The following is a 17,967-nucleotide window of genomic DNA, read 5'->3' as shown; positions in this document are numbered from 1 at the left end:
TCAGCGCAACAGATCCGGGCGGTGACGCACCGTCGCCACCGCCCGGATCCGCAGCCGCTCCCACGCCTGCCCGGCCAGGCGCAGATCGCCGGTGAGCACATCCGCGGGCGTGACCAGTTCCCGATATTCCCGGCGCAGCCGGTGGTGGAAGCGCGCCAGCTCGGTCAGCTTGGACACCGTGGAGGTGTGGCTGCACAGGTTGAACGACGAATTGCGCCACGCCGCAAGCACTTCGGGCATGCCGTAGAACACCCCGAACTCGCAGACCCGGGCGAACAGGTCGACGTCCATCGGGAACACCAGGTCGCCGCGGAAGCCGCCGACCCGGTCGAAGTCGGTGCGCCGGAACATGGCCGCCGCCGTCGGGCCGAAATCGGCGGGGCCGCGGCGCACGATGACCTGCATCAGCGTGCGCGCCGACCGCATGCCCAGCAGCCCCGGCAGGCCGAGATCGGCGTCCTCGACCGCGCCCGCCTCGTCGATCACATCGAATTTGCCGGAGCTGATGGCGATTCCGGCGTCCCACATGACATCGAACTGGCTCTTCACCGCGCCCGGTAGCAGGATGTCGTCCGCGCACACCACCTTCACCAGCGCCCCGGAGGTCAGCGCGACCGCCCGATTCCAGTTCTCCCCGATCGGCAGCACCCGGTCGTTGCGGTGCAGGCGAATTCGCGGGTCGTCGACGGCGGCGGCGATCGCGCCGGTGTCGTCGGTGCTGGCATTGTCGAGCACGATCAGTTCGAAGTCGGTGTCCTGGTCGAGAATCGAGCGCAGCGTGGTCTCGAGGGTGCGGGCGGCATTGTAGGCGGGCACGCAGATCGACAGCGGGCTGTTCATCGCTCCACCAGCCCGAACACCCGGTCCAGGCCGGTGCGGGCGGCGGCGATCTGGTCGGATGCGCTCTGCCGCAACGGTTCCCGCAGGCCGGGGGCGTCGCGCCACAGATCCTCGATCGCGGTCGCCAGCGTCTGCTCGAGGTTGCTTTCGTCCAGGTGCACCACGCGCAGGCCGGGCCCGAACAGGTCGGCCAGGCCGTAGAACTTGTCGTCGTAGTAGCGCGAGGCGGTCAGGCCGATGGCCGGAATCCCCTGCGACAGCGCGAATACCGCGAGATGGTAGGCGCTGGTGACCAGGATGCGGCAGCCCGACACCTGCCGGGCCACCTGGTCGGCGGTGCCGCCGCGGCCGATCGGGCGGCGGGTGCGGGCGGCCCCGGCCAGCAGCGGCAGCGTGCAGCGCCGGTCCTCGGAGTCGTATTCGGAGATGATCAGCGGGGCCAGGGCGGCGCCGAGATCGGCGGCGGCGGTGCGCACCACCCGGCCCAGCACCGCCCGCGCCGCATCGGCGACCCTGGCGTAATCGGCCACGCGCACACAGATTCCGAGGTCGGCGCCGAGTTCGGGGCGGCGCAGCCGATAGGCCGGTTCGACGGCGTCGTCCCCCGTCACCAGGACGCGGTCCGGTGCGACACCGAGTTCGGCGAGCAGCGCCGGGCCGCGACGGCCCTCGCGCAGCCCGATGAAGCCGACGCCGGGCAGCACCCGGGCGGCGTGTTCCAGCAGCCGCGGGTTCTCGATGGGGCCGACGCCCTGGCCGATCATGGCGGTCGGAATCCCCTGGCGCTGTGCGTATTCGAGCAGATTCAGGGCACGATGCGCCTGATACAGGTCGACATCGGTCAGGTAGCCGCCGCCCTGGGCGAGCACCAGCGCGGCCTCGCCCACGGCGGGCGGGATCGGCGGCTCGGGTAGCTCCGAAGCTCGATTACCGCTGTTGCGCAGCGCATTTCGGAGTGCACGCGCCCTGGACCTGGGACCGTCGGTGACGGCCCGCCAGCGTAATGCCGCGGTGGCGAGCGACCGGTTCGGGGCGCGGCCGCTCCCCCAGCGCCCACCGGCGCCCGCCGGGACCGGCTCGGCGTGCGGCACGAGGGCGGGCAGGATTCGGGGCTGGTCGGTGAGCATGCCGATCCGCGCGCCGGGCCAGTGCTCGCGCAGCCGCTCGGCGGTGATCGCCATCATGGCGATGTCGCCGCGATTGCGCAGCCAGTATTCACCGTTCTCGATCAGTACTCGAATCTCGCGCGCCCTCGGCTCCGCGCCGATCATCCCCACGCCCATCGTCCCTCCGCAGGCCCGGCCATCGCCGGTTGTCCGGTTCGTCAGAGCCGCGTCGCCCCTGCGCGTTCCATCGGACCACGCGGGCGGGCCGTTACGCAAGGAGATCGAATCACGTTCGGCGACAACAGACTTGGGGTTCGGTATTTCCGATTGCGAGCGTCGGGGCTCAGCGGCGCGCGGGCTTGGGCTCGGCGCCCGGCAGCCAGGAGTTGCCCGCCGCGGTCCACTCCCGGTCCCGGATCATCCGCCGGGCCTCCCGGCGATGGCGGCCGATCAGCCGCTCCAGATACAGCCGCCCGGCCAGGTGATCGGTCTCGTGCTGCAGGCAGCGGGCCAGGTATCCGGTGCCCTCCACGGAAATCGGCTGCCCGGTCGCGTCCACGCCGGTCACCCTGGCCCAGTGCGCCCGGCCGGTGGGAATCCACTCCCCCGGCACCGACAGGCAGCCCTCCAGATCGTCCTCGGGATCGGGCATGGTCTCCGGGATCTCGGAGGTCTCCAGCACCGGATTCACGACGCAGCCGCGGTGGCGCACCCCGTCGTCGACCAGGTCGTAGACGAAAACGGCTCGGGGATCGCCGATCTGGTTGGCGGCCAGGCCCGCCCCGTGCGCCGCGGTGTTGGTGTCGAACAGATCGTCCGCGAAGGCCAGCAACTCGGCGTCGAACACGGTGACGGGCGTCGCGGGGGTGGACAGCCGGGGATCTCCGGCAATGAGGATGGGTCGAACAGCCATGCGTCCGAGAGTACTCAAAAACGAGTACTCGTGACAGACTGTGGGGGTGAACGAGACTCGGCTGTTCGTCCTTGCCGCCCTGGCCCGCCGCGGGCCCATGCACGGCCATCAGTTGCGCCGCGACGCCCGGCTGGACCGGGCCGACCTGTGGTCGCGGGTCAAACCCGGCTCGCTCTACGGCGCGCTGCATCGCATGCAGGACGAGGGCCTCATCCGCCCGGTCCGCACCGAACAGCAGGGCGGGCTGCCCGCGCGCACGGTGTACGAGATCACCGACGAGGGGCAGCGGGAACTGCGCGCCCTGCGCGACGAGGCGTTCACCGATACCGGAATCCGGCCCGACCCGGTCGATCTCGCGCTCGCGGTCAGCGCCGACCTCGACCGCGAACTGCTGCGCGGCTACCTCGAGGACCGCATCGCCGCCCTGCGCGCCCGCTCCGCCCAGATCGAGCACCACGCCGACCGCCGCTGGCCGGACCAGCGCCTGGCCGACGACCTCATCGCCGAGCACGCGACGCTGCGGCTGCGGGCCGAAATCGAATGGCACGAAAAGGTGCTGGGGAATATCGATAAGTTGGAATCGCCTCGGTAGGAGGTCCCGGCCAAAAGCGTGCCGGGAACACGATGGCCGCGTGCCGGGAACACGATGGCCGCGTGCTGGGAAACGATGGCCGCGTGCTGGGAAATGATGACCGCACGCCGGGAAACAACGACCGCGCGCCGGAACGATGGCCGCGTGCCGGGAAACGGTGACCGGTGGGGCCGCGTCGCATACACTGTGCCGTGCAAGGATGTTCGGCCGTTATCGCGGGCCGAGGGTATCGACGACCCGGGGGTTGTGCGTGCGGCTGGTGCGGGTCCACATGACCGGGGCGGAATGGTTTTCTGCGGCGCCGGGCGGGCTGAACAGATACTTCACCGAGCTCTACGGCGCGCTGCGGCGGTGTGGCGAGATCGAGGTCACCGCAACGGCTTTCGGCGTTGCGCCCGAGGGCGGGCGGTCCTGGGGGGCGCCGCGCGGTTCAACGATCCATCGCGCCCGGCGCGCATTCGCCGACCGGGCGGGCGCCGATCGGAAATACATACTGGACAGACACTTCTGCCTTTACGGCCCGGCCACCTCCGGACCGCTGGTGGTGCATTTCCACGGACCGTGGGCGGCGGAAAGCAGAATTGCCGGAGAAACCGACCGGACAGTGCGGATAAAATATCTGCTGGAACGTCTCCGGTATTCCCGCGCCGACCGATTCGTCGTGCTGTCGAACCACTTTCGGGACCTCCTGGCCAGCGACTACCGGGTGGCGCCCGACCGGATCGCCGTCATCGCCCCCGGCGTCGCCCCCGACCGTTTCCCCGCCACCGACCCACCGCCCGACGACGGACCGCCGACGGTGCTGTGCGTGCGCCGCCTGGAGCGCCGGATGGGCATCGATATCCTGATCCGCTGCTGGCCCGCCGTGCTCGACCGGCATCCGGACGCCCGGCTGGTGATCGTCGGAACCGGCACGGCCGAAACGGAATTGCGCGCCCTCGCCGCCGGGCGGGAGTCGATCGCCTTCGCGGGCCGCCTCGGCGACGACCGGCTCGCCCGGCTCTACGCCGCGGCCGCCTGCACCGCGGTACCGTCGGTGGCGCTGGAGGGCTTCGGGCTGATCGCCCTGGAATCCCTCGCGGCCGGGCGGCCCCCGATCGTCGCCGACTGCGGCGGTCTGCCCGACTCCGTGCGCGAGCTGGACGCGTCGCTCATCGTGCCGCCCGGCGACCCGCAGGCGCTCGCGCACCGCCTCGCGACCGCGCTGGACGGCGACCGGCCGTCACCGAAACGCTGCCGCGCCCATGCCGAATCGTTCTCCTGGGACGCCGCCGCCCGCCGCCACCTCGCGCTCTACCGGGAACTGTCCGACTCGTGAAGGCCGTGTTCCTCGCCCATACCGCGGTCCCCTCGGGGGCCGAACTCGCCACCCTGCGGCTGGTTTCCGCGCTGCGGGCGCACCTGGACGCGGCCGTCGTGTACACCGCCGACGGGCCGATGGTTGAGCGCATGCGCGGGCGGGGCATCGAAACCCGGCTGCTCCGAAACACTTTCGACAGCCGCGCGATGACCATACGGAAAGCCGGTGTCGGCCCCCTGCTCGCCGGCGGGCTCGCCCTGCTGCGGGTGGGCTGGGCCCTCGGCGCCACGGCGCGGGACATGGAGGCGTCGGTGCTGATCGCGGGAAGCACCAAGGCACTGCTCATGGGTGCGGTGGCGGCCCGGCGCGCCCGCGTCCCGCTGGTCTGGCAGGTGCACGACCGCGTCGCCGCCGACTACTTCGGGCGCTGGCTGGCCCCGGTGATCCGCGGGCTGGGGTGGACGGTGGCGCGGGCCTACATCGCCAACAGCCACGCCACCCTGTCCTCCCTCGCCATCCGGCGCAGGCCCGCGGTCGTCGCGTATCCCGGCCTCGAACCCCGGCCGATCCGCGCGCATCCGCCGCAGCGCCCGCCCGCCGAGACGGTGGTCGCGATGCTCGGGCGGCTCGCGCCGTGGAAGGGCCAGGACGTGTTCCTGCGCGCGCTCGCGGCGACGAAAACCCGTCCGCTCCAAGTATTCCTGGTCGGGGGCGCGTTCTTCGACGAGGAACCCTACCGGGCCGAACTGGAGCGGCTCGCCGCCGAACTCGACCTGCCGGTCACCTTCACCGGCCACCTCGACGACCCGGAGGACACGCTGCGGCACGCCGACATCCTGGTGCACTGCTCGGTGCTGCCGGAACCGTTCGGGCAGGTCGTCGTGGAGGGCATGCGCGCCGGATGCGCCGTGATCGCCACCCGGCCCGGCGGACCCGAAGAAATCATCGAGCCCGGACACGACGGGCTGCTGGTCGACGCCGGGGACCGGCGCCAATTGACCGCCGCCCTCGACAGACTCATCGACGATCCCGATCTGCGTGTGAAACTCGCCGACGCCGCCCAGCTCCGCGCGCAGCAGTTCGATATCACCGAGTCCGCCCGCGCCGTGGCGGCGCTGCTGGACTCGGTGCGGCGAAAGCGAGTGCGGCATGGTTGAATCCACCAAGAGCCGAAAACCGGTCCACTTCGGCTTGATCGCGGTGCTCCGCGATATCGGCTACGTCAGTCTCGGCAAGTACGGCCAGTACCTCATCACCGTGGTCACGCTGCCGCTCATCGCGCGGCGGCTCGGCACGCACGGCGTCGGCCTGCTGGCGATCGGCATGTCCGCGTACTTCATCGGCTCGCTGGCGGTGGACCTGGGCATCACCTCGTTCCTCGCGGCGAAGGTGAACGACGCGCGCGGCGGTCCGGAACTCGGGCGGCTGCGCGGCACCTACGCCGTCATCCGCGGCACCGTGCTGGGCGCCCTCGGGCTGGCCCTGGTCGCGAGCCTGCCGATCGGCGTGCCGCCGCAGCTGCACATGATCCTGCTCGGCCTGTTCTCCGGCGGATTCTGGTCGATCTCCGAGGACTGGCTGCTGATCGGGCAGGGCCGGTTCGGGGCCTCCACGCTGTATCAGGGGGTGGGCCGGGTCGCGTATCTGGTGCTGCTGATCGCGCTGCTGCCGCTGTACCCCAATGCCTCGATGGCGATGCTGTGCCTGCTGGTGTCCTCGGCGCTCACCGTGCTGCTCACCTGGTGGGATGCGTTGCGCACCTATGGAATTCCGGGCCGGCCGCATCGCCTGCGGCAGGTGCTGCGGATCGGTGCGCCGGTGCTGACCTCGCGGGCGCTGGTCACCAGCTACGGGCAGGGCTCGGCCGCGGTGTACGCGGCGGTGCTCACCGCCGCGTCGCTCGGGCTGTATTCGGCGGGCGATCGGCTGGTGCGCGCCATCCAATCCCTGCTCGATCCCATCGGTTTCGCGCTGCTGCCGCGCATGGCCCGCCGCAGCGGCCACGAGTCGTTCTGGCGCAATGCGATTCGTTCGCTGGTGGCCTGCGTGCTCATCGCCGCCGTGGCGGTGCTGACGGTGTGGGCGACCGCGCCGCTGCTGATCCACCTCATGTTCGGCGGGGATTTCCTCGCCGCGGTGCCGCTGCTGCGGATCGAGGTGCTGATCCTGCCCGCCACCACGGTCACCTCGTTCGTCACCACCGCGGTGCTGCCGGTGCGGCAGGACACCGTCGGGGTGCTGACCGGGGCGATCATCGGCACCTGCGTGGCGGCGAGCGCGCTGGGGATCGCGGTGCACACGCAATCGGTGTGGACGCTGGTGTACGGCACCGTGTGCGCGGAGGTCACCGTCGCGCTGTGGTACCTCGCGCGGATGCGCTGGCTCATCGTGCGCGAGCGCGACGGACGGCGAGCCGTCCCCGCGCCGCTCGCCGACGAGGAGGCCGCGGCGTGAAAATCCTTTATGTGGGCGATGATTGGGTGGGCAGCAATGCTCGCTCGCTGGCCGACGGGTTCCGCGAGGCCGGGCACGAGGTGCTGGTGGTCGACTCCACGCCGGTCACGCTGCCCGCGCGGCTGTCCCCGCCGTGGGTATACGCGAAGCTCGCGAAGCGGCGCGCGCCGTGGGACATTGCCGCCGTGCACGCCGACATCGAGGCGCTGGCCCGGTCTTTCGCGCCCGATCTGCTGTTCGCGTTCAAGACGGTGCATCTGGACCAGCGGCGGCTGCTGGCCACGCCCGCCGCGTTGCGCGTGCACTACAGCCCCGACGATGTCGCCAATCCGGAGAACATCAGCGCCGATTACCTTGCGCACGAGCCGTGTTGGGATCTGATCGTCACCACCAAGCGGCACAATGTGCCCGAGCTGACCGCGCGCGGGGCGCGCGCGGTGCTGTTCGTGCGCAGCGCCTACGACCCGGCGTGGCATCGGCCGTGCGCGCGGCGCGGCGGGCGCTACCTGGCCGGGTTCATCGGGGCCTGCCGACCCGATCGGCGGGACCTCGTCGTCGATCTGGCCCGCGCGCACGGCGCCGATCTGGCGGTGTACGGGCCGGGCTGGCGGCGGGTGCCCCGGTTGCGGCGGACGGGTGCGGCGGTCCGGGGCCCGGTCTACGGCGAGCGCTTCTCGGTCGCCGTCGCGGGCGTCACCGCCAACCTGGTGCTGCTCAATTCCGCCAACCGCGACACCCACACCTGCCGCAGCTTCGAAATCCCCGCCGCCGGTGGCCTTTTCGTCGGCGAGCGCACCGACGAGCACGCCGAGCTGCTGACCGAGGACAGCGAATGCTTCCTGTTCTCCTCCGCCGCCGAACTCCGCGACATCCTCGACCGCTGCGCCCGCCACCCCGAGCGGGCGGCCGAGGTCGCCGCGGCGGGGCATCGCCGGATCACCGGCGGCGGGCACCGGTATGTCGATCGCGCCCGCGAAATCCTCGATGCGGTCGAGTGAGGACGGACGCCGATGAGCGTCGCACAGCCCGAAGTACTCCTCGTCGCCGGGGCATTGGCGGTCATCGCGATCGCCGGATTCCGGCTGTCCGGCCCGATCCGGGTGCTGCTGGTGGCCCAGGCGGCGACCTGGGCGCTGTCGTATCTGGCGCGGCCGCTGGTGCTGCTGTGGGTGCGGCCGGAACCGCAGTACGGCGACAATGTGCCCGATCCCCGGCTGGCGTCGATCGGCTACGACACCGGCATCGCGGTGGTGCTGAAACCGGTGGTATTCGGGCTGTGGCTGTACGCGGGACTGCTTGTCGCCTACGTGATCCGGTACCGGCTGCGCCGATCCGACGCCCGGCCGCCGGTGCCGTTCGCCCACGACCCCGTGTTCGCGCGCACGCTGTGGGTGCTCTACGGGATCGGCACGCTCGGGCGGCTCGCCGCGGTCGCGACCGGGAACAACGGGCGCGCAGGCGAATTGGAGAGCCCGAACGCGATCCTCAATCTGGTCGCCCTGCTGGCCACCCTCGGCGCGCTCGGCCTGATCGTGTACTCCCGGCCCGCGACCCCGCGCGGCACCGTCCTGCTTCTCGGCGCCCTGACCTGCGGTGAGCTGCTGTGGACCGCGGCGGTGCAGTCCAAGACGCCGATCATGGGCGCGGCGCTGGCGATCGCCGTGCGCTGCGCCATGACCGGGTGGACGCGGGCGAAGGTGGTCGGGGTGGTCGCGATCGCGGTGCTGGCCGTCGGCGGCTTCGGCTGGCTGCAATCGCTGAAGGCCACCGATTCGGCGAAAACCGAACTGGCCGCGGCCGATTCCGCCTACCCGGCGCAGGTGCGGCCGTTCCTCAGCCTGCTGCGCCGCTTCGACGGGCTCGAGGCCGCCACCGATGCCTACTACGCCGGGCCGCATTCCTGGCTGACGCCGGAGCAGGTGCTGACGCACTCGGCGCAGAGCCTGATCCCCACCCAGCTGCTCGGCGCGGCGAAGTTCCAGTCCGGCGCGGCGTGGGCGACCGATGTGCGCGGCCAGTCGGTGGATATGAGCATGGTGTCGGTGTCGCTGGCGGAGGGCAATATCAACGAGGGGTACGTGCTGGGTGGCTATGCGGGGGTGGCGATCGGGGTGTCGGTCACCTTCGTGGTGTTGCTGCTGTGGGAGCGCGCGCTCTACAGCCCGCACGTGGCGCCGACCGTCTTCGGGCTCGCGCTGAACGAGGTGCCGGTGCTGCTGGAGCGCGGGATGCTCGGCACGGTCGAGACGATCGGCAAATATCTGCAGGCCATGGTGCTGGTCTGGGTCATCTACCTGGTGATCGAGGAGTATCGGCGGCAGCGGGCCGGGGCACCGGCGGCTGCCGTCGTCGGGAAAACGAGGGCGCGGCAATGGGTTTGATCGATCTGTGGCAGCTGCTGCGGCGGCGGTGGGCGATCGTCGGGGTCGGCGCGGTGCTGTGCCTGGCCGCCTCCTACGGGTATCTGAAGATGCTACCGGTCACCTATACCGCGTCGAGTACCTGCTATGTGTCCATGGCGACGGGCACCTCGGTCAACGACTCGTATCAGGGCGGGCTGGCCGCCCAGCAGCGGGTGCGCTCCTACCTGGCCCTGGCCACCAGCATCACGGTGGCGCAGCGGGTGAAAGACCAACTGGGACTGCCGATGTCGGTCGACGAGCTGCGCGGCCGGGTGAGCGCCGCCTCCCCGCCCGCGACCGCCGTCATCGTGGTGTCGGCGCACGACGGCACCGCCGACGGGGCCCGGCGGATCACCGACGAGGTGGTGTCGCAGTTCCGGCATCTGGTCGACCAGTTGGAGACGATTCAGCCCGAGGCCGCGCCCGCCGCCCGCGTGGCCGTGGTCGACAAGGCCCAGCTGCCGGGCGCGCCGAGCAGCCCGCAGCGCTCCCGCATTCTCGTCCTGGGCCTGCTCGCCGGGCTGGTCCTCGGATCGGCCGCGGCGTTCGCCCGCGACCGGCTCGACCGCCGCCTGCGCACCTCCACCGACCTGGCCGCCCTCGCGCCCGTGCCCATTCTCGGCATCGTCGACGACGGCCGCCCCGGCGCACCGGGTGAGCTGCGCCGCCTGCGCACCCGGCTGGGCGACGACCCCGACACCCGCACCGTCCTGTTGACCCCGCTGTCGCGAGAGTCGCTGCCGGAGTTGGCGATCGGCCTGTCCCGCACCCTCGCCGACACCGGCGACCGGGTGGTCCTCGTCGACGCCGACACCACCGGCCACGGCAGCTCCACCCGCGCACCGGTGCGGGCCGAGACGGGCCTGGCCGAATTGCTGCGCGACAGTTCACCGCTCGACAATGCGATCGTCGCCTGGCCGGAGGCCGGAATCAGCATGCTGCCGCTCGGCGTGATCGATTCCCGCACACCGGATCTGCTGTCCTCCCGGCGCTTCGCCGAGATCATGACCAAGCTGCGCACCGACTTCGACCACATCGTGGTGGAGGCCGCCCCCGTCACCGCCGCCGCCGACGCCCTCGCCCTGGCCCGCCGCTGCGACGCCACCCTCGGTGTGGTGGAACTGGGGCCGACCACAGGCAATCAGGTGCGGGGGGCGCTGGCGACATTCGGGGAGGGTAACGCCCGGCTCGTGGGGATCGCGGTGTTCTCCCGGCAGCGCCGGTCGGTGCGAAATCTACTGCGGCGCAGAGGGAGGCGCGAATGAGTGCGACGGGGTCGTTCAGCGATGACCAAGGATCCGACCTAGGTCGTCGGCGGCTGTTGGCGACGCTGGGGGTTGCGGGGGTTGGGGCGCTGGCGGGGTGCTCGTCGGATTCGGGTCCGAATCCGGCGGCGGAATTTCGGTCGCCGCGTGTGACCGATGCCCCGTCGGCGCGCAGTATTCGTGATTTCGGGGCGGTGGGTGACGGGAAGGCCGACGATACCGATGCCATTGCGGCGGCCGCGGCCGTCGGGGATCGGCCGCTGGTGATGTATGTGCCCGCGGGGCGGTACCGGGTGCGGAGCTGGCCCGCGCTGCCCGATTACGCCACCGTGCTCGGCGATGGGGCGGACGTCACCACCATCGCCTACGACGGCGACGACACCCTGATCTCGCTACAGGGCAGGCAGCGGGTCCGGTTCGCGCGCATGGGTTTCTACGTCTCCGGTGCGCGGTCGACCGCGGTGCACCTGACCGGCTGCTTCCGCTGCTCGTTCGAATCGGTGGTGCTGCGCGGCAATCACGTGTCCGACAACTTCCCCGGGTTCACCGCGCAGCGCGGGGTCGTGCTCGACGGCAATACCGGTGGGACCGCCTTCATCGACTGCGATATCAACAACTTCGGCTACGGCATCGTGACGTCCTGCATCCAGAACTACGTCACCGCAAGCAAATTCACCGACAACCGGATCGGGTTGCTGGGCACCGGCAACGACCGCAATGCCGGAATGGCGCTGTCCAATGTCGAATTCGTCTCCGACTCCGATCCGCGGACCACCGACAAGCACGTCGTGGTGGACGGCGCCGCCAACGACTGGTGGTTCACCAATGTGTGGTTCGAGGGCGCCGACACCGCGCTGTCGATCGGCGAGCAGGGCGGCGGTCCCGCCCAGTTCGGCATGGTGAACTGCAAGATCGCCGCGCGCCGAACCTGCCTGGAGCTGCGCCACTGCCGCCAGCCCTACCTGGCCAATGTGCAGTTCGACCCCGACCTCGACAACCCGCCCATCGAGCTGCACATCGACCCGGCGGGCTGCCCGGAGGGCACGGCGATCAACCTGATCTCCGGCTCCTACGACGACATCGACTCCCGCACGTTTCCCGCAGGCTGGCACGTCATCGGCCGCGGGCGCGTCTACGGCGGCCGGTACGCGGGCACGCTGGTCCTGCAGCCGGGCATCCCCGATACCGATATCGCGCAGGTGCAGGACCGCACGGGAGCCACCCTGTCGGCGATATTACCGAGCGGCACTTGGCTTTCCGATCGCCCCGAGGCGGGCGTGGTGCTCAAGGATCCGGCCGGTGGCTATTGGCGGCTGTCGGTGGGTACCGACGGCGCAGTGAAGACCTCGCCGCTGGGCAAGCAGCGGCCACGGGAATGACCGGAAGGTGCGCGATGCGTAACTTCGAGCGCAGCAACGCGATTCAGCAACGGCTGCACGACCTGGTGCCGGGCGGCGCGCACACCTACGCCCGCGGACCCGACCAGTATCCGGAAGCCATGGCGCCGGTCCTGGTGCGCGGCAAGGGATCGCACGTCTGGGACTGCGACGGCAACGAATACGTCGAATACGGGATGGGCCTGCGGTCGGTGACCCTCGGGCACGCCTACCCGCCGGTGCTGGAGGCGGTGACGCGGGCGATCGCCGACGGCGTGAACTTCTCCCGCCCCACCGAACTGGAACTGCTTGCCGCCGAGGACTTTCTGCGGCTGGTCCCGGGCGCGGACATGGTGAAGTTCGCCAAGAACGGCTCCGACGCCACGACGGCGGCGGTGCGGGTGGCCCGCGCGGCGACCGGCCGCGAGACGGTGGCCGTCTGCGATCAGCCGTTCTTCTCCGTCGACGACTGGTTCATCGGCACCACCGCCATGAACGCCGGGGTCCCGCCGCTGCTCGCCACCGTGCACTTCGCCTACAACGATCTGGAATCGCTGGCGGCCGTGCTGAATACCCACGAGGTCGCGTGCGTGGTGCTGGAGGCGGCGACGGCGATGACCGAGCCCGAGCCGGGCTTTCTGCCCGGCGTGCGCGCGCTGTGCGACCGGTCGGGGGCGCTGCTGGTGTTCGACGAGATGATCACCGGCTTCCGTTGGTCGGCGGGCGGGGCGCAGCGGGTGTACGGGGTGACGCCGGACCTGTCGTGCTGGGGCAAGGCGATGGGCAACGGGTTCCCGATCTCAGCGCTGGCCGGGCGGCGCGAATTCATGGAGCTCGGCGGGCTGCGCACCGATCGCGATCGGGTGTTTCTGCTGTCGACCACGCACGGCCCGGAGACCGCGTCGCTGGCGGCGTTCCGCGCGGTGGTGCGCGCCTACGCCGACACCGATCCCATCACCCGAATGGAGCGGGCGGGTCGGCGACTGGCCGACGGGGTCAACAAGATGGCCGCCGAGCTGGGCATCGCCGACTGCCTGCGGGCGGCCGGACGGCCGTCCTGCCTGGTCTTCGTCACCCGCGATCCGGAAGGCCGCCCGTCCCAGGCATTCCGCACGCTGTTCCTCCAGGAACTGCTGGACCGCGGCGTACTCGGGCAGTCGTTCGTGACCTCCGCCGCGCACAGCGACGACGATATCGACCGGACCGTGGAAGCGTGCCGGGCGGCGGCGCAGGTCTACCGGCAAGCTCTCGAGCACGGCGTCGACGGCCTGCTGCGGGGCCGCCCGGTGGCCCCGGCCCTACGCCGCCGCGCCGCGCCGCGCCGGATTCCGTCTGCCGGAGCGTGATTCGATGACTACATCCCGAATCGCGGTGGTGCACGAGCGATTCACCGAGTACGGCGGTTCCGAGGCAGTTGTGACCGAGTTCATCAAGACCTGGCCGGGGGCACGGGTTTTCGCGCCCATTGTCACGCCCGGGTGCCTCGCCGCGGTGGAAGCCGCTGTCGTGGAAGGGGATTCCGGCCACAAGCATGCCGGAATCGTGAGGAACTACAACGGCCGATACGCCGTTCACACCACACCGCTGACCCGAGTACACGCTGTGCTCGGCCGTCGTTCACACGCTCCCCTGCTGCCGTTCGTTCCCGCGGCCCTGCGGCGGCTTCCGCTCGACGGCCGGTTCGATGCGGTCGTGGTCAGTCATCATGCCTTCGCCACTCAGGCCGCGCTCGCCACCGACCTGCCCGTCGTCGCGTACGTGCACAGTCCGGCGCGGTGGGCGTGGGACCCCGATTTCCGGGCGCGCGAATCCGGTGGCCGCGCCGGGCAATTCGCGCTCGCCGCGCTCGGCCGCCTTGCCCGGCGGGCGGAGTCACGGGCCGCGCCGCGCCTGACCCGGGTGGTCGCCAATTCGCAGGCGGTCGCCGCCCGCGTCCGCGACTGGTGGGGGTTGCCAGCCACCGTGGTGAATCCGCCCGTCCGGATCGACCGCTTCTCCCCCGATCCGGCGATCCCGCGCGAGGACTTCTTCCTGTTCGCCGGTCGGCTGGTGCCCTACAAGCGCCCCGATCTGGCGATCCGCGCCGCCCGGCGAGCGGGCTGTCGGCTGATCGTGCTGGGGGACGGCCGTTTTCGCGCCCAGCTCGCCGCGCTCGCCGGTCCCGAGACCACCTTCCTCGGCGCGGCCCCCGACGACGTGCTGCTGGACATGTATCGCCGGTGCCGGGCCCTGCTCATGCCCGGCGTGGAGGATTTCGGCATCGTCCCCGTGGAGGCCATGGCCTGCGGCACACCGGTTCTCGCGGTCGGGGCGGGCGGCGCACTGGATACCGTGCGACCCGGCGTCACAGGCGAGTTGCTCCGGCCGGGCGACGATGACGCCGTGGTCGCCGAATTCGCCCGCGTCATGCGCGAATTCGACGCCAACGCCTACGACCCGGGTGCCGTGCGCGCCCACGCTCGGGCGTATTCGCCCGAGGCATTTCGCGCACGGATGGCCCGGATCGTGACCGATGCCCTGGTATGAGCGGTCAGCCGAACCAGATCAGGCTCCGGCCGTGCGGCGCGGTGTAGGCGAGCGGTTCGCCGTCCAGCGCGAGCACGGCGTAGTCGGTGTCCTCGGGCGGGGGCGGCATCCGATCGGCGGGCAGCGCGATCATGCCCGGCGCCTCGTTGGATATCCAGTGGCACGGGAGATTTCGCATCGTCTGCTCGAACTTGGCGCGGGTTTCGGGCGCGGCGTGCGGCAGCACGGAGGTGTTCACGACCACGACCGTGGTGTCCCCGGGCGCGGCGTAGACGAGATCGGTGACGGCGGTGGCGAGATCCCCGGCGACGATGTCCGGCGGCTGTTTGCGCGCCACCTCGATGGCCGCCCGCAGGCGCTGCAGCCGGTCCTCCTCGTCCGGCGACACCAGGCATTCCAGCCAGCGCATGTCCTCGGCGTCGGTGACATCGAGCGGATTGCGGTCCACGCCCGCCCGGTGCACCACCTCCGGCAGCCGGGCGGGCAGCGTCGGCGCGCCGGATGTGGCGCAGGACAACACCACCGGGGACGGGCCGTCGACCGGATCCAGGTCGATCTCCATATCGCCGTAGCGGAAGCTGTAGCGGTCCGGGTACAGGCACAGCCCGGCCGCCGCGCCCACCTCGATCAGGGCCAGCGGCTCGGGCAGCCCGGCCAGCGCGGGCAGCAGCAGCGCCGTGCGGGCGGGCTCATTGGTTTGCAGGTCGTGTGCCGACACCACCTCGCGCACCGTATCCCAGTGTGCCCGAACCCAATCCCGGAATTCCGCGAACGAAACCGGCTCCAGCCCGGCATACCGGGCGGCGGCGAAGAGTAACTGGGGCCGCCGCTTCTCGGGCGGTAATTGCTCGGCGAGGGCGAGTAGGTCGGGGTCGTCGGCGACGCCCCGCGCCCACTGCTGGTAGATCGGCGAGTTCCCGCGCGCCTCCCGGTCGGCGAAGAGTCGATAGCGACGCGCGGTGTCCATGTATCCTCCCTCAATCCAGCCGCAGTTCCGGCGAATACAGCTCCAGCCAGGTATGCAGATCGATGGCTCGGTCGAGCCCTGCCCGTGTGTAGTTTTTCATTCGGAACGGATCCTCCGCCACCGCACGGCGCAGCCACCCGCGATCGACCAGCTCGAAAAGCGGCGAATCGCCCTCGGCCAGTATCTACTTCGCCAGTTGCTGCAGGTTGACGACGTAGCCCGGGTCCTGCGTCGACGGGTAGGGGCTCTTCACCCGCTCCGCGATCGACCGTGGCAGTACGTGTTTCGCCGCGTGCCGCAGCAGGCTCTTCTCCCGGCCGTCGAAGGTCTTCAGCGACCACGGCGTGTTGTAGACGTACTCGACCAGGCGGTGATCCAGGTGGTCAACCTCGGCGCGCGCGTGCGCGTACTGCTCGGCGATGTGGGCCTCCAGGTTCAGCCACTCCCGCAGCCGCGGCGTGAGGATCCCCCAGCGCGGCCATCTCCCGGACGAGGGGCGAATCGGGGGTCTCGCGCATCAGGTCGGGCACGAAATTGCGTTCCTGACCGACGAAATCGACCGAGAAGGTGCGCACCCGCTCGCCGTCGCGCGCCAGCCGCGTCACCGCCAGACCGGTGATGGAGCTGGAATCCAGTCCGCCGGAGAGCAATACGCAGCGCGGCACGTCCGCCACCAGCTGCCGATCCACGATATCGGTGAGCAGATCCCGCACCCGGGCGACCGTCTCGTCTCGGCCGTCGGTGTGCTCGGCCGCGGTCAGCCGCCAGTAGGTGCGCGGATGAATACCGTTGCGGTCCACGGTGATCAGCGTCCTCGGGCGTCTTCGTCAGCACGAACAGCTCGCGCAACCCGTCGAGGTCGACCACCCGGGGCACCAGCGGATTGGCCAGCATCGCCTTGGGTTCCGACCCGAACAGCACACCGTCGGGCGTCGGGAAATAGTAGAAGGGCTTGATGCCCATGCGATCTCGGATCATCACCAGCCGCTCGGCCCGCTCGTCCCAGATCGCGAGCGCGTACATGCCGTTGAGACGGTCGGCGACCCGCTCACCCCACTGCGGGTAGCCGCGCAGCACCTCGGTGTCGCTGTCGGTGCGGAAGGCGTGGCCCAGTGCCCGCAGCTCGGTGCGCAGCTCCCGGAAGTTGTAGGTCTCGCCCGAATACACCAGCGCCACAACGCCGTCGGGCGTGGACACGGTCATCGGCTGGACGCCACCGGGCAGGTCGATGATGGCCAGCCGCCGATGCCCGAGCGCGGCGTGGGCGCGAACGAACGCGCCGCGATCGTCCGGGCCGCGGCCAGCCCGTGATTCCGCACATTCTCGCCTCCGGAATTACTTAGCTAATACAACTATATGTAATCCCGTTGTAACACAGGGGAATGCATGATCACCGGGTATTGCGCCGGTAGCCCGGACGCAACCCTCAGGCGATCGGTGTGGCGGAATCGCCCGCCAGCAGCAGCTGCGGGACCTGGGTGAAGTTCCAGCCGTCGCCGTTGCGGATCAGCACGTACACCATGTCGAACCGCTCCCCCGGCCACTTCGCGGGCGGGGCGGGGTGAATCGCGCCTAGCTGGGCGAGGATGGCGTTGATGTTCTCGTGCTGCCAGGAGATCAACACCGGGCTGCGCAGACCCGGCAGCGCGGCCGCCAGCGCGGCCTCCTGTCCCTTGGCGAAGCGGGTGTCGGCCTGCACGTTCAGCGCGGCGGCCAGCGGGGTCACGGTCTCCAGCGGGCGCTTGCTGCCGCCCTTGCGCACCGGGTCGGAGGCGAAAATCGTTGCGGGGCGGAACAATCCGGGCCGGGTCTCGGCCGGGCCGCCGTCGGCCGCACGCGGGGCGAACAGATCGGTCAGGGCTCCGGCGCGCGTCCACCCGCGCACGGTCAGCGATTCCTTGTCGTGCTCACCGGCTTCGGTGAGGCCGTAGGGGGCGCCGTCGCCGGTCGGCTTCTCCGCGTGCCGGATGATCATCACGACATTCGGCAGCGGCCCCGAGCCCGGCGTGGGCGCCGCCGTGGCCGCCGCCGCGGGCCGGTCGTGTTTGTTGCCGTCGCCGCAGGCCGCCAGGGCGGGCGCGAGCACCCCGGCGGCGGTCAGCGCCAACAGCGAGCGCCGGTCCAGCTGTCCGTTCATGAGCCGACCGTACCGAATGCGCGACCGGCCTCCGGCAGGCACGCGGCATTGCTTACGTCGCCGGGGCGAGCAGAGCCGCCCACCCGTTC

General features: G+C 70.8%; 17 protein-coding genes and 1 pseudogene. 10 read left to right on the top strand and 8 right to left on the bottom strand.

Features of this window, described 5'->3' with window-relative positions:
* The 3 genes from HPY32_RS33555 to HPY32_RS33545 all read right to left on the bottom strand — a co-directional run bounded on the left by HPY32_RS33555 (position 1) and on the right by HPY32_RS33545 (position 2,859).
* On the bottom strand, positions 1-840 hold the full coding sequence (locus HPY32_RS33555; RefSeq protein ID WP_067589941.1) for a glycosyltransferase family 2 protein: 840 nt from the start codon (positions 838-840) through the stop codon (positions 1-3).
* Complete coding sequence (locus HPY32_RS33550) at positions 837-2,123, bottom strand: polysaccharide pyruvyl transferase family protein (protein WP_067589944.1); 1,287 nt, start codon at positions 2,121-2,123, stop codon at positions 837-839. Before HPY32_RS33550 ends, HPY32_RS33555 begins: the two co-directional genes overlap by 4 nt.
* Positions 2,124-2,289: 166 nt before the next feature.
* Positions 2,290-2,859: a peptide deformylase gene (locus tag HPY32_RS33545; protein WP_067589948.1), complete on the bottom strand. Its 570-nt coding sequence runs from the start codon at positions 2,857-2,859 to the stop codon at positions 2,290-2,292.
* Positions 2,860-2,905: 46 nt separating this feature from the next.
* On the opposite strand from HPY32_RS33545, the gene HPY32_RS33540 reads away from it, so the two are divergent.
* The 10 genes from HPY32_RS33540 to HPY32_RS33500 all read left to right on the top strand — a co-directional run bounded on the left by HPY32_RS33540 (position 2,906) and on the right by HPY32_RS33500 (position 14,774).
* The gene (locus HPY32_RS33540) at positions 2,906-3,451 is read left to right on the top strand and encodes a PadR family transcriptional regulator (protein ID WP_067589951.1); all 546 of its coding nucleotides are present in this window, start codon (positions 2,906-2,908) and stop codon (positions 3,449-3,451) included.
* A 271-nt stretch (positions 3,452-3,722) separates the two neighbouring features.
* On the top strand, positions 3,723-4,769 hold the full coding sequence (locus HPY32_RS45115; protein ID WP_067595971.1) for a glycosyltransferase family 4 protein: 1,047 nt from the start codon (positions 3,723-3,725) through the stop codon (positions 4,767-4,769).
* The gene (locus HPY32_RS45110) at positions 4,766-5,908 is read left to right on the top strand and encodes a glycosyltransferase family 4 protein (protein WP_067589955.1); all 1,143 of its coding nucleotides are present in this window, start codon (positions 4,766-4,768) and stop codon (positions 5,906-5,908) included. Before HPY32_RS45115 ends, HPY32_RS45110 begins: the two co-directional genes overlap by 4 nt.
* A complete protein-coding gene (locus HPY32_RS33530) occupies positions 5,901-7,205 on the top strand; it encodes a lipopolysaccharide biosynthesis protein (RefSeq protein ID WP_067589958.1) in 1,305 nt (434 codons plus the stop codon). The genes HPY32_RS45110 and HPY32_RS33530 overlap by 8 nt, the downstream gene beginning before the upstream one ends.
* Positions 7,202-8,203, top strand: coding sequence for a CgeB family protein (locus tag HPY32_RS33525; protein WP_067589961.1), 1,002 nt, complete (start codon positions 7,202-7,204; stop codon positions 8,201-8,203). The genes HPY32_RS33530 and HPY32_RS33525 overlap by 4 nt, the downstream gene beginning before the upstream one ends.
* A gap of 12 nt (positions 8,204-8,215) precedes the next feature.
* Positions 8,216-9,586, top strand: a complete 1,371-nt coding sequence (locus HPY32_RS33520; RefSeq protein WP_067589964.1) for a hypothetical protein — start codon at positions 8,216-8,218, stop codon at positions 9,584-9,586.
* Complete coding sequence (locus tag HPY32_RS33515) at positions 9,577-10,872, top strand: GNVR domain-containing protein (protein ID WP_067589967.1); 1,296 nt, start codon at positions 9,577-9,579, stop codon at positions 10,870-10,872. Before HPY32_RS33520 ends, HPY32_RS33515 begins: the two co-directional genes overlap by 10 nt.
* A complete protein-coding gene (locus HPY32_RS33510) occupies positions 10,869-12,251 on the top strand; it encodes a glycosyl hydrolase family 28-related protein (protein WP_067589970.1) in 1,383 nt (460 codons plus the stop codon). The genes HPY32_RS33515 and HPY32_RS33510 overlap by 4 nt, the downstream gene beginning before the upstream one ends.
* 14 nt (positions 12,252-12,265) lie before the next feature.
* A complete protein-coding gene (locus HPY32_RS33505; protein WP_067589973.1) occupies positions 12,266-13,594 on the top strand; it encodes a glutamate-1-semialdehyde 2,1-aminomutase in 1,329 nt (442 codons plus the stop codon).
* 4 nt (positions 13,595-13,598) lie between these two features.
* Positions 13,599-14,774, top strand: coding sequence for a glycosyltransferase (locus HPY32_RS33500; RefSeq protein ID WP_067589976.1), 1,176 nt, complete (start codon positions 13,599-13,601; stop codon positions 14,772-14,774).
* A 4-nt stretch (positions 14,775-14,778) separates the two neighbouring features.
* On the opposite strand, the gene HPY32_RS33495 is transcribed toward HPY32_RS33500, so the two are convergent.
* The 5 genes and pseudogenes from HPY32_RS33495 to HPY32_RS33485 form a co-directional block, all read right to left on the bottom strand.
* Positions 14,779-15,741, bottom strand: a complete 963-nt coding sequence (locus HPY32_RS33495) for a DUF2332 domain-containing protein (RefSeq protein WP_067589979.1) — start codon at positions 15,739-15,741, stop codon at positions 14,779-14,781.
* A 184-nt stretch (positions 15,742-15,925) separates the two neighbouring features.
* Positions 15,926-16,075, bottom strand: a complete 150-nt coding sequence (locus HPY32_RS45105; protein WP_231951939.1) for an asparagine synthase-related protein — start codon at positions 16,073-16,075, stop codon at positions 15,926-15,928.
* Positions 16,076-16,124: 49 nt separating this feature from the next.
* The gene (locus HPY32_RS45100) at positions 16,125-16,541 is read right to left on the bottom strand and encodes an asparagine synthase-related protein (RefSeq protein ID WP_231951704.1); all 417 of its coding nucleotides are present in this window, start codon (positions 16,539-16,541) and stop codon (positions 16,125-16,127) included.
* Between the two features lie 10 nt (positions 16,542-16,551).
* Positions 16,552-17,001, bottom strand: a pseudogene (locus tag HPY32_RS46970) (asparagine synthetase B family protein); the annotation flags it as partial.
* A gap of 166 nt (positions 17,002-17,167) precedes the next feature.
* On the bottom strand, positions 17,168-17,878 hold the full coding sequence (locus tag HPY32_RS33485) for a hypothetical protein (protein WP_067589982.1): 711 nt from the start codon (positions 17,876-17,878) through the stop codon (positions 17,168-17,170).
* Between the last annotated feature and the right edge of the window lie 89 nt (positions 17,879-17,967).

This window comes from Nocardia terpenica, from assembly GCF_013186535.1.
Classification (GTDB): Bacteria; Actinomycetota; Actinomycetes; order Mycobacteriales; family Mycobacteriaceae; genus Nocardia; species Nocardia terpenica.
This window is presented reverse-complemented; position numbering and strand designations above follow the sequence as displayed.

Coding starts and splice junctions, on each gene's coding strand:
- HPY32_RS33485 (WP_067589982.1), bottom strand. CDS start 17,878: ATGAACGGACAGCTGGACCGGCGCTCGCTGTTGGCGCTGACCGCCGCC.
- HPY32_RS33555 (WP_067589941.1), bottom strand. CDS start 840: ATGAACAGCCCGCTGTCGATCTGCGTGCCCGCCTACAATGCCGCCCGC.
- HPY32_RS33515 (WP_067589967.1), top strand. CDS start 9,577: ATGGGTTTGATCGATCTGTGGCAGCTGCTGCGGCGGCGGTGGGCGATC.
- HPY32_RS33495 (WP_067589979.1), bottom strand. CDS start 15,741: ATGGACACCGCGCGTCGCTATCGACTCTTCGCCGACCGGGAGGCGCGC.
- HPY32_RS33500 (WP_067589976.1), top strand. CDS start 13,599: ATGACTACATCCCGAATCGCGGTGGTGCACGAGCGATTCACCGAGTAC.
- HPY32_RS33550 (WP_067589944.1), bottom strand. CDS start 2,123: ATGGGCGTGGGGATGATCGGCGCGGAGCCGAGGGCGCGCGAGATTCGA.
- HPY32_RS33530 (WP_067589958.1), top strand. CDS start 5,901: ATGGTTGAATCCACCAAGAGCCGAAAACCGGTCCACTTCGGCTTGATC.
- HPY32_RS45115 (WP_067595971.1), top strand. CDS start 3,723: ATGACCGGGGCGGAATGGTTTTCTGCGGCGCCGGGCGGGCTGAACAGA.
- HPY32_RS33510 (WP_067589970.1), top strand. CDS start 10,869: ATGAGTGCGACGGGGTCGTTCAGCGATGACCAAGGATCCGACCTAGGT.
- HPY32_RS33520 (WP_067589964.1), top strand. CDS start 8,216: ATGAGCGTCGCACAGCCCGAAGTACTCCTCGTCGCCGGGGCATTGGCG.
- HPY32_RS33505 (WP_067589973.1), top strand. CDS start 12,266: ATGCGTAACTTCGAGCGCAGCAACGCGATTCAGCAACGGCTGCACGAC.
- HPY32_RS33545 (WP_067589948.1), bottom strand. CDS start 2,859: ATGGCTGTTCGACCCATCCTCATTGCCGGAGATCCCCGGCTGTCCACC.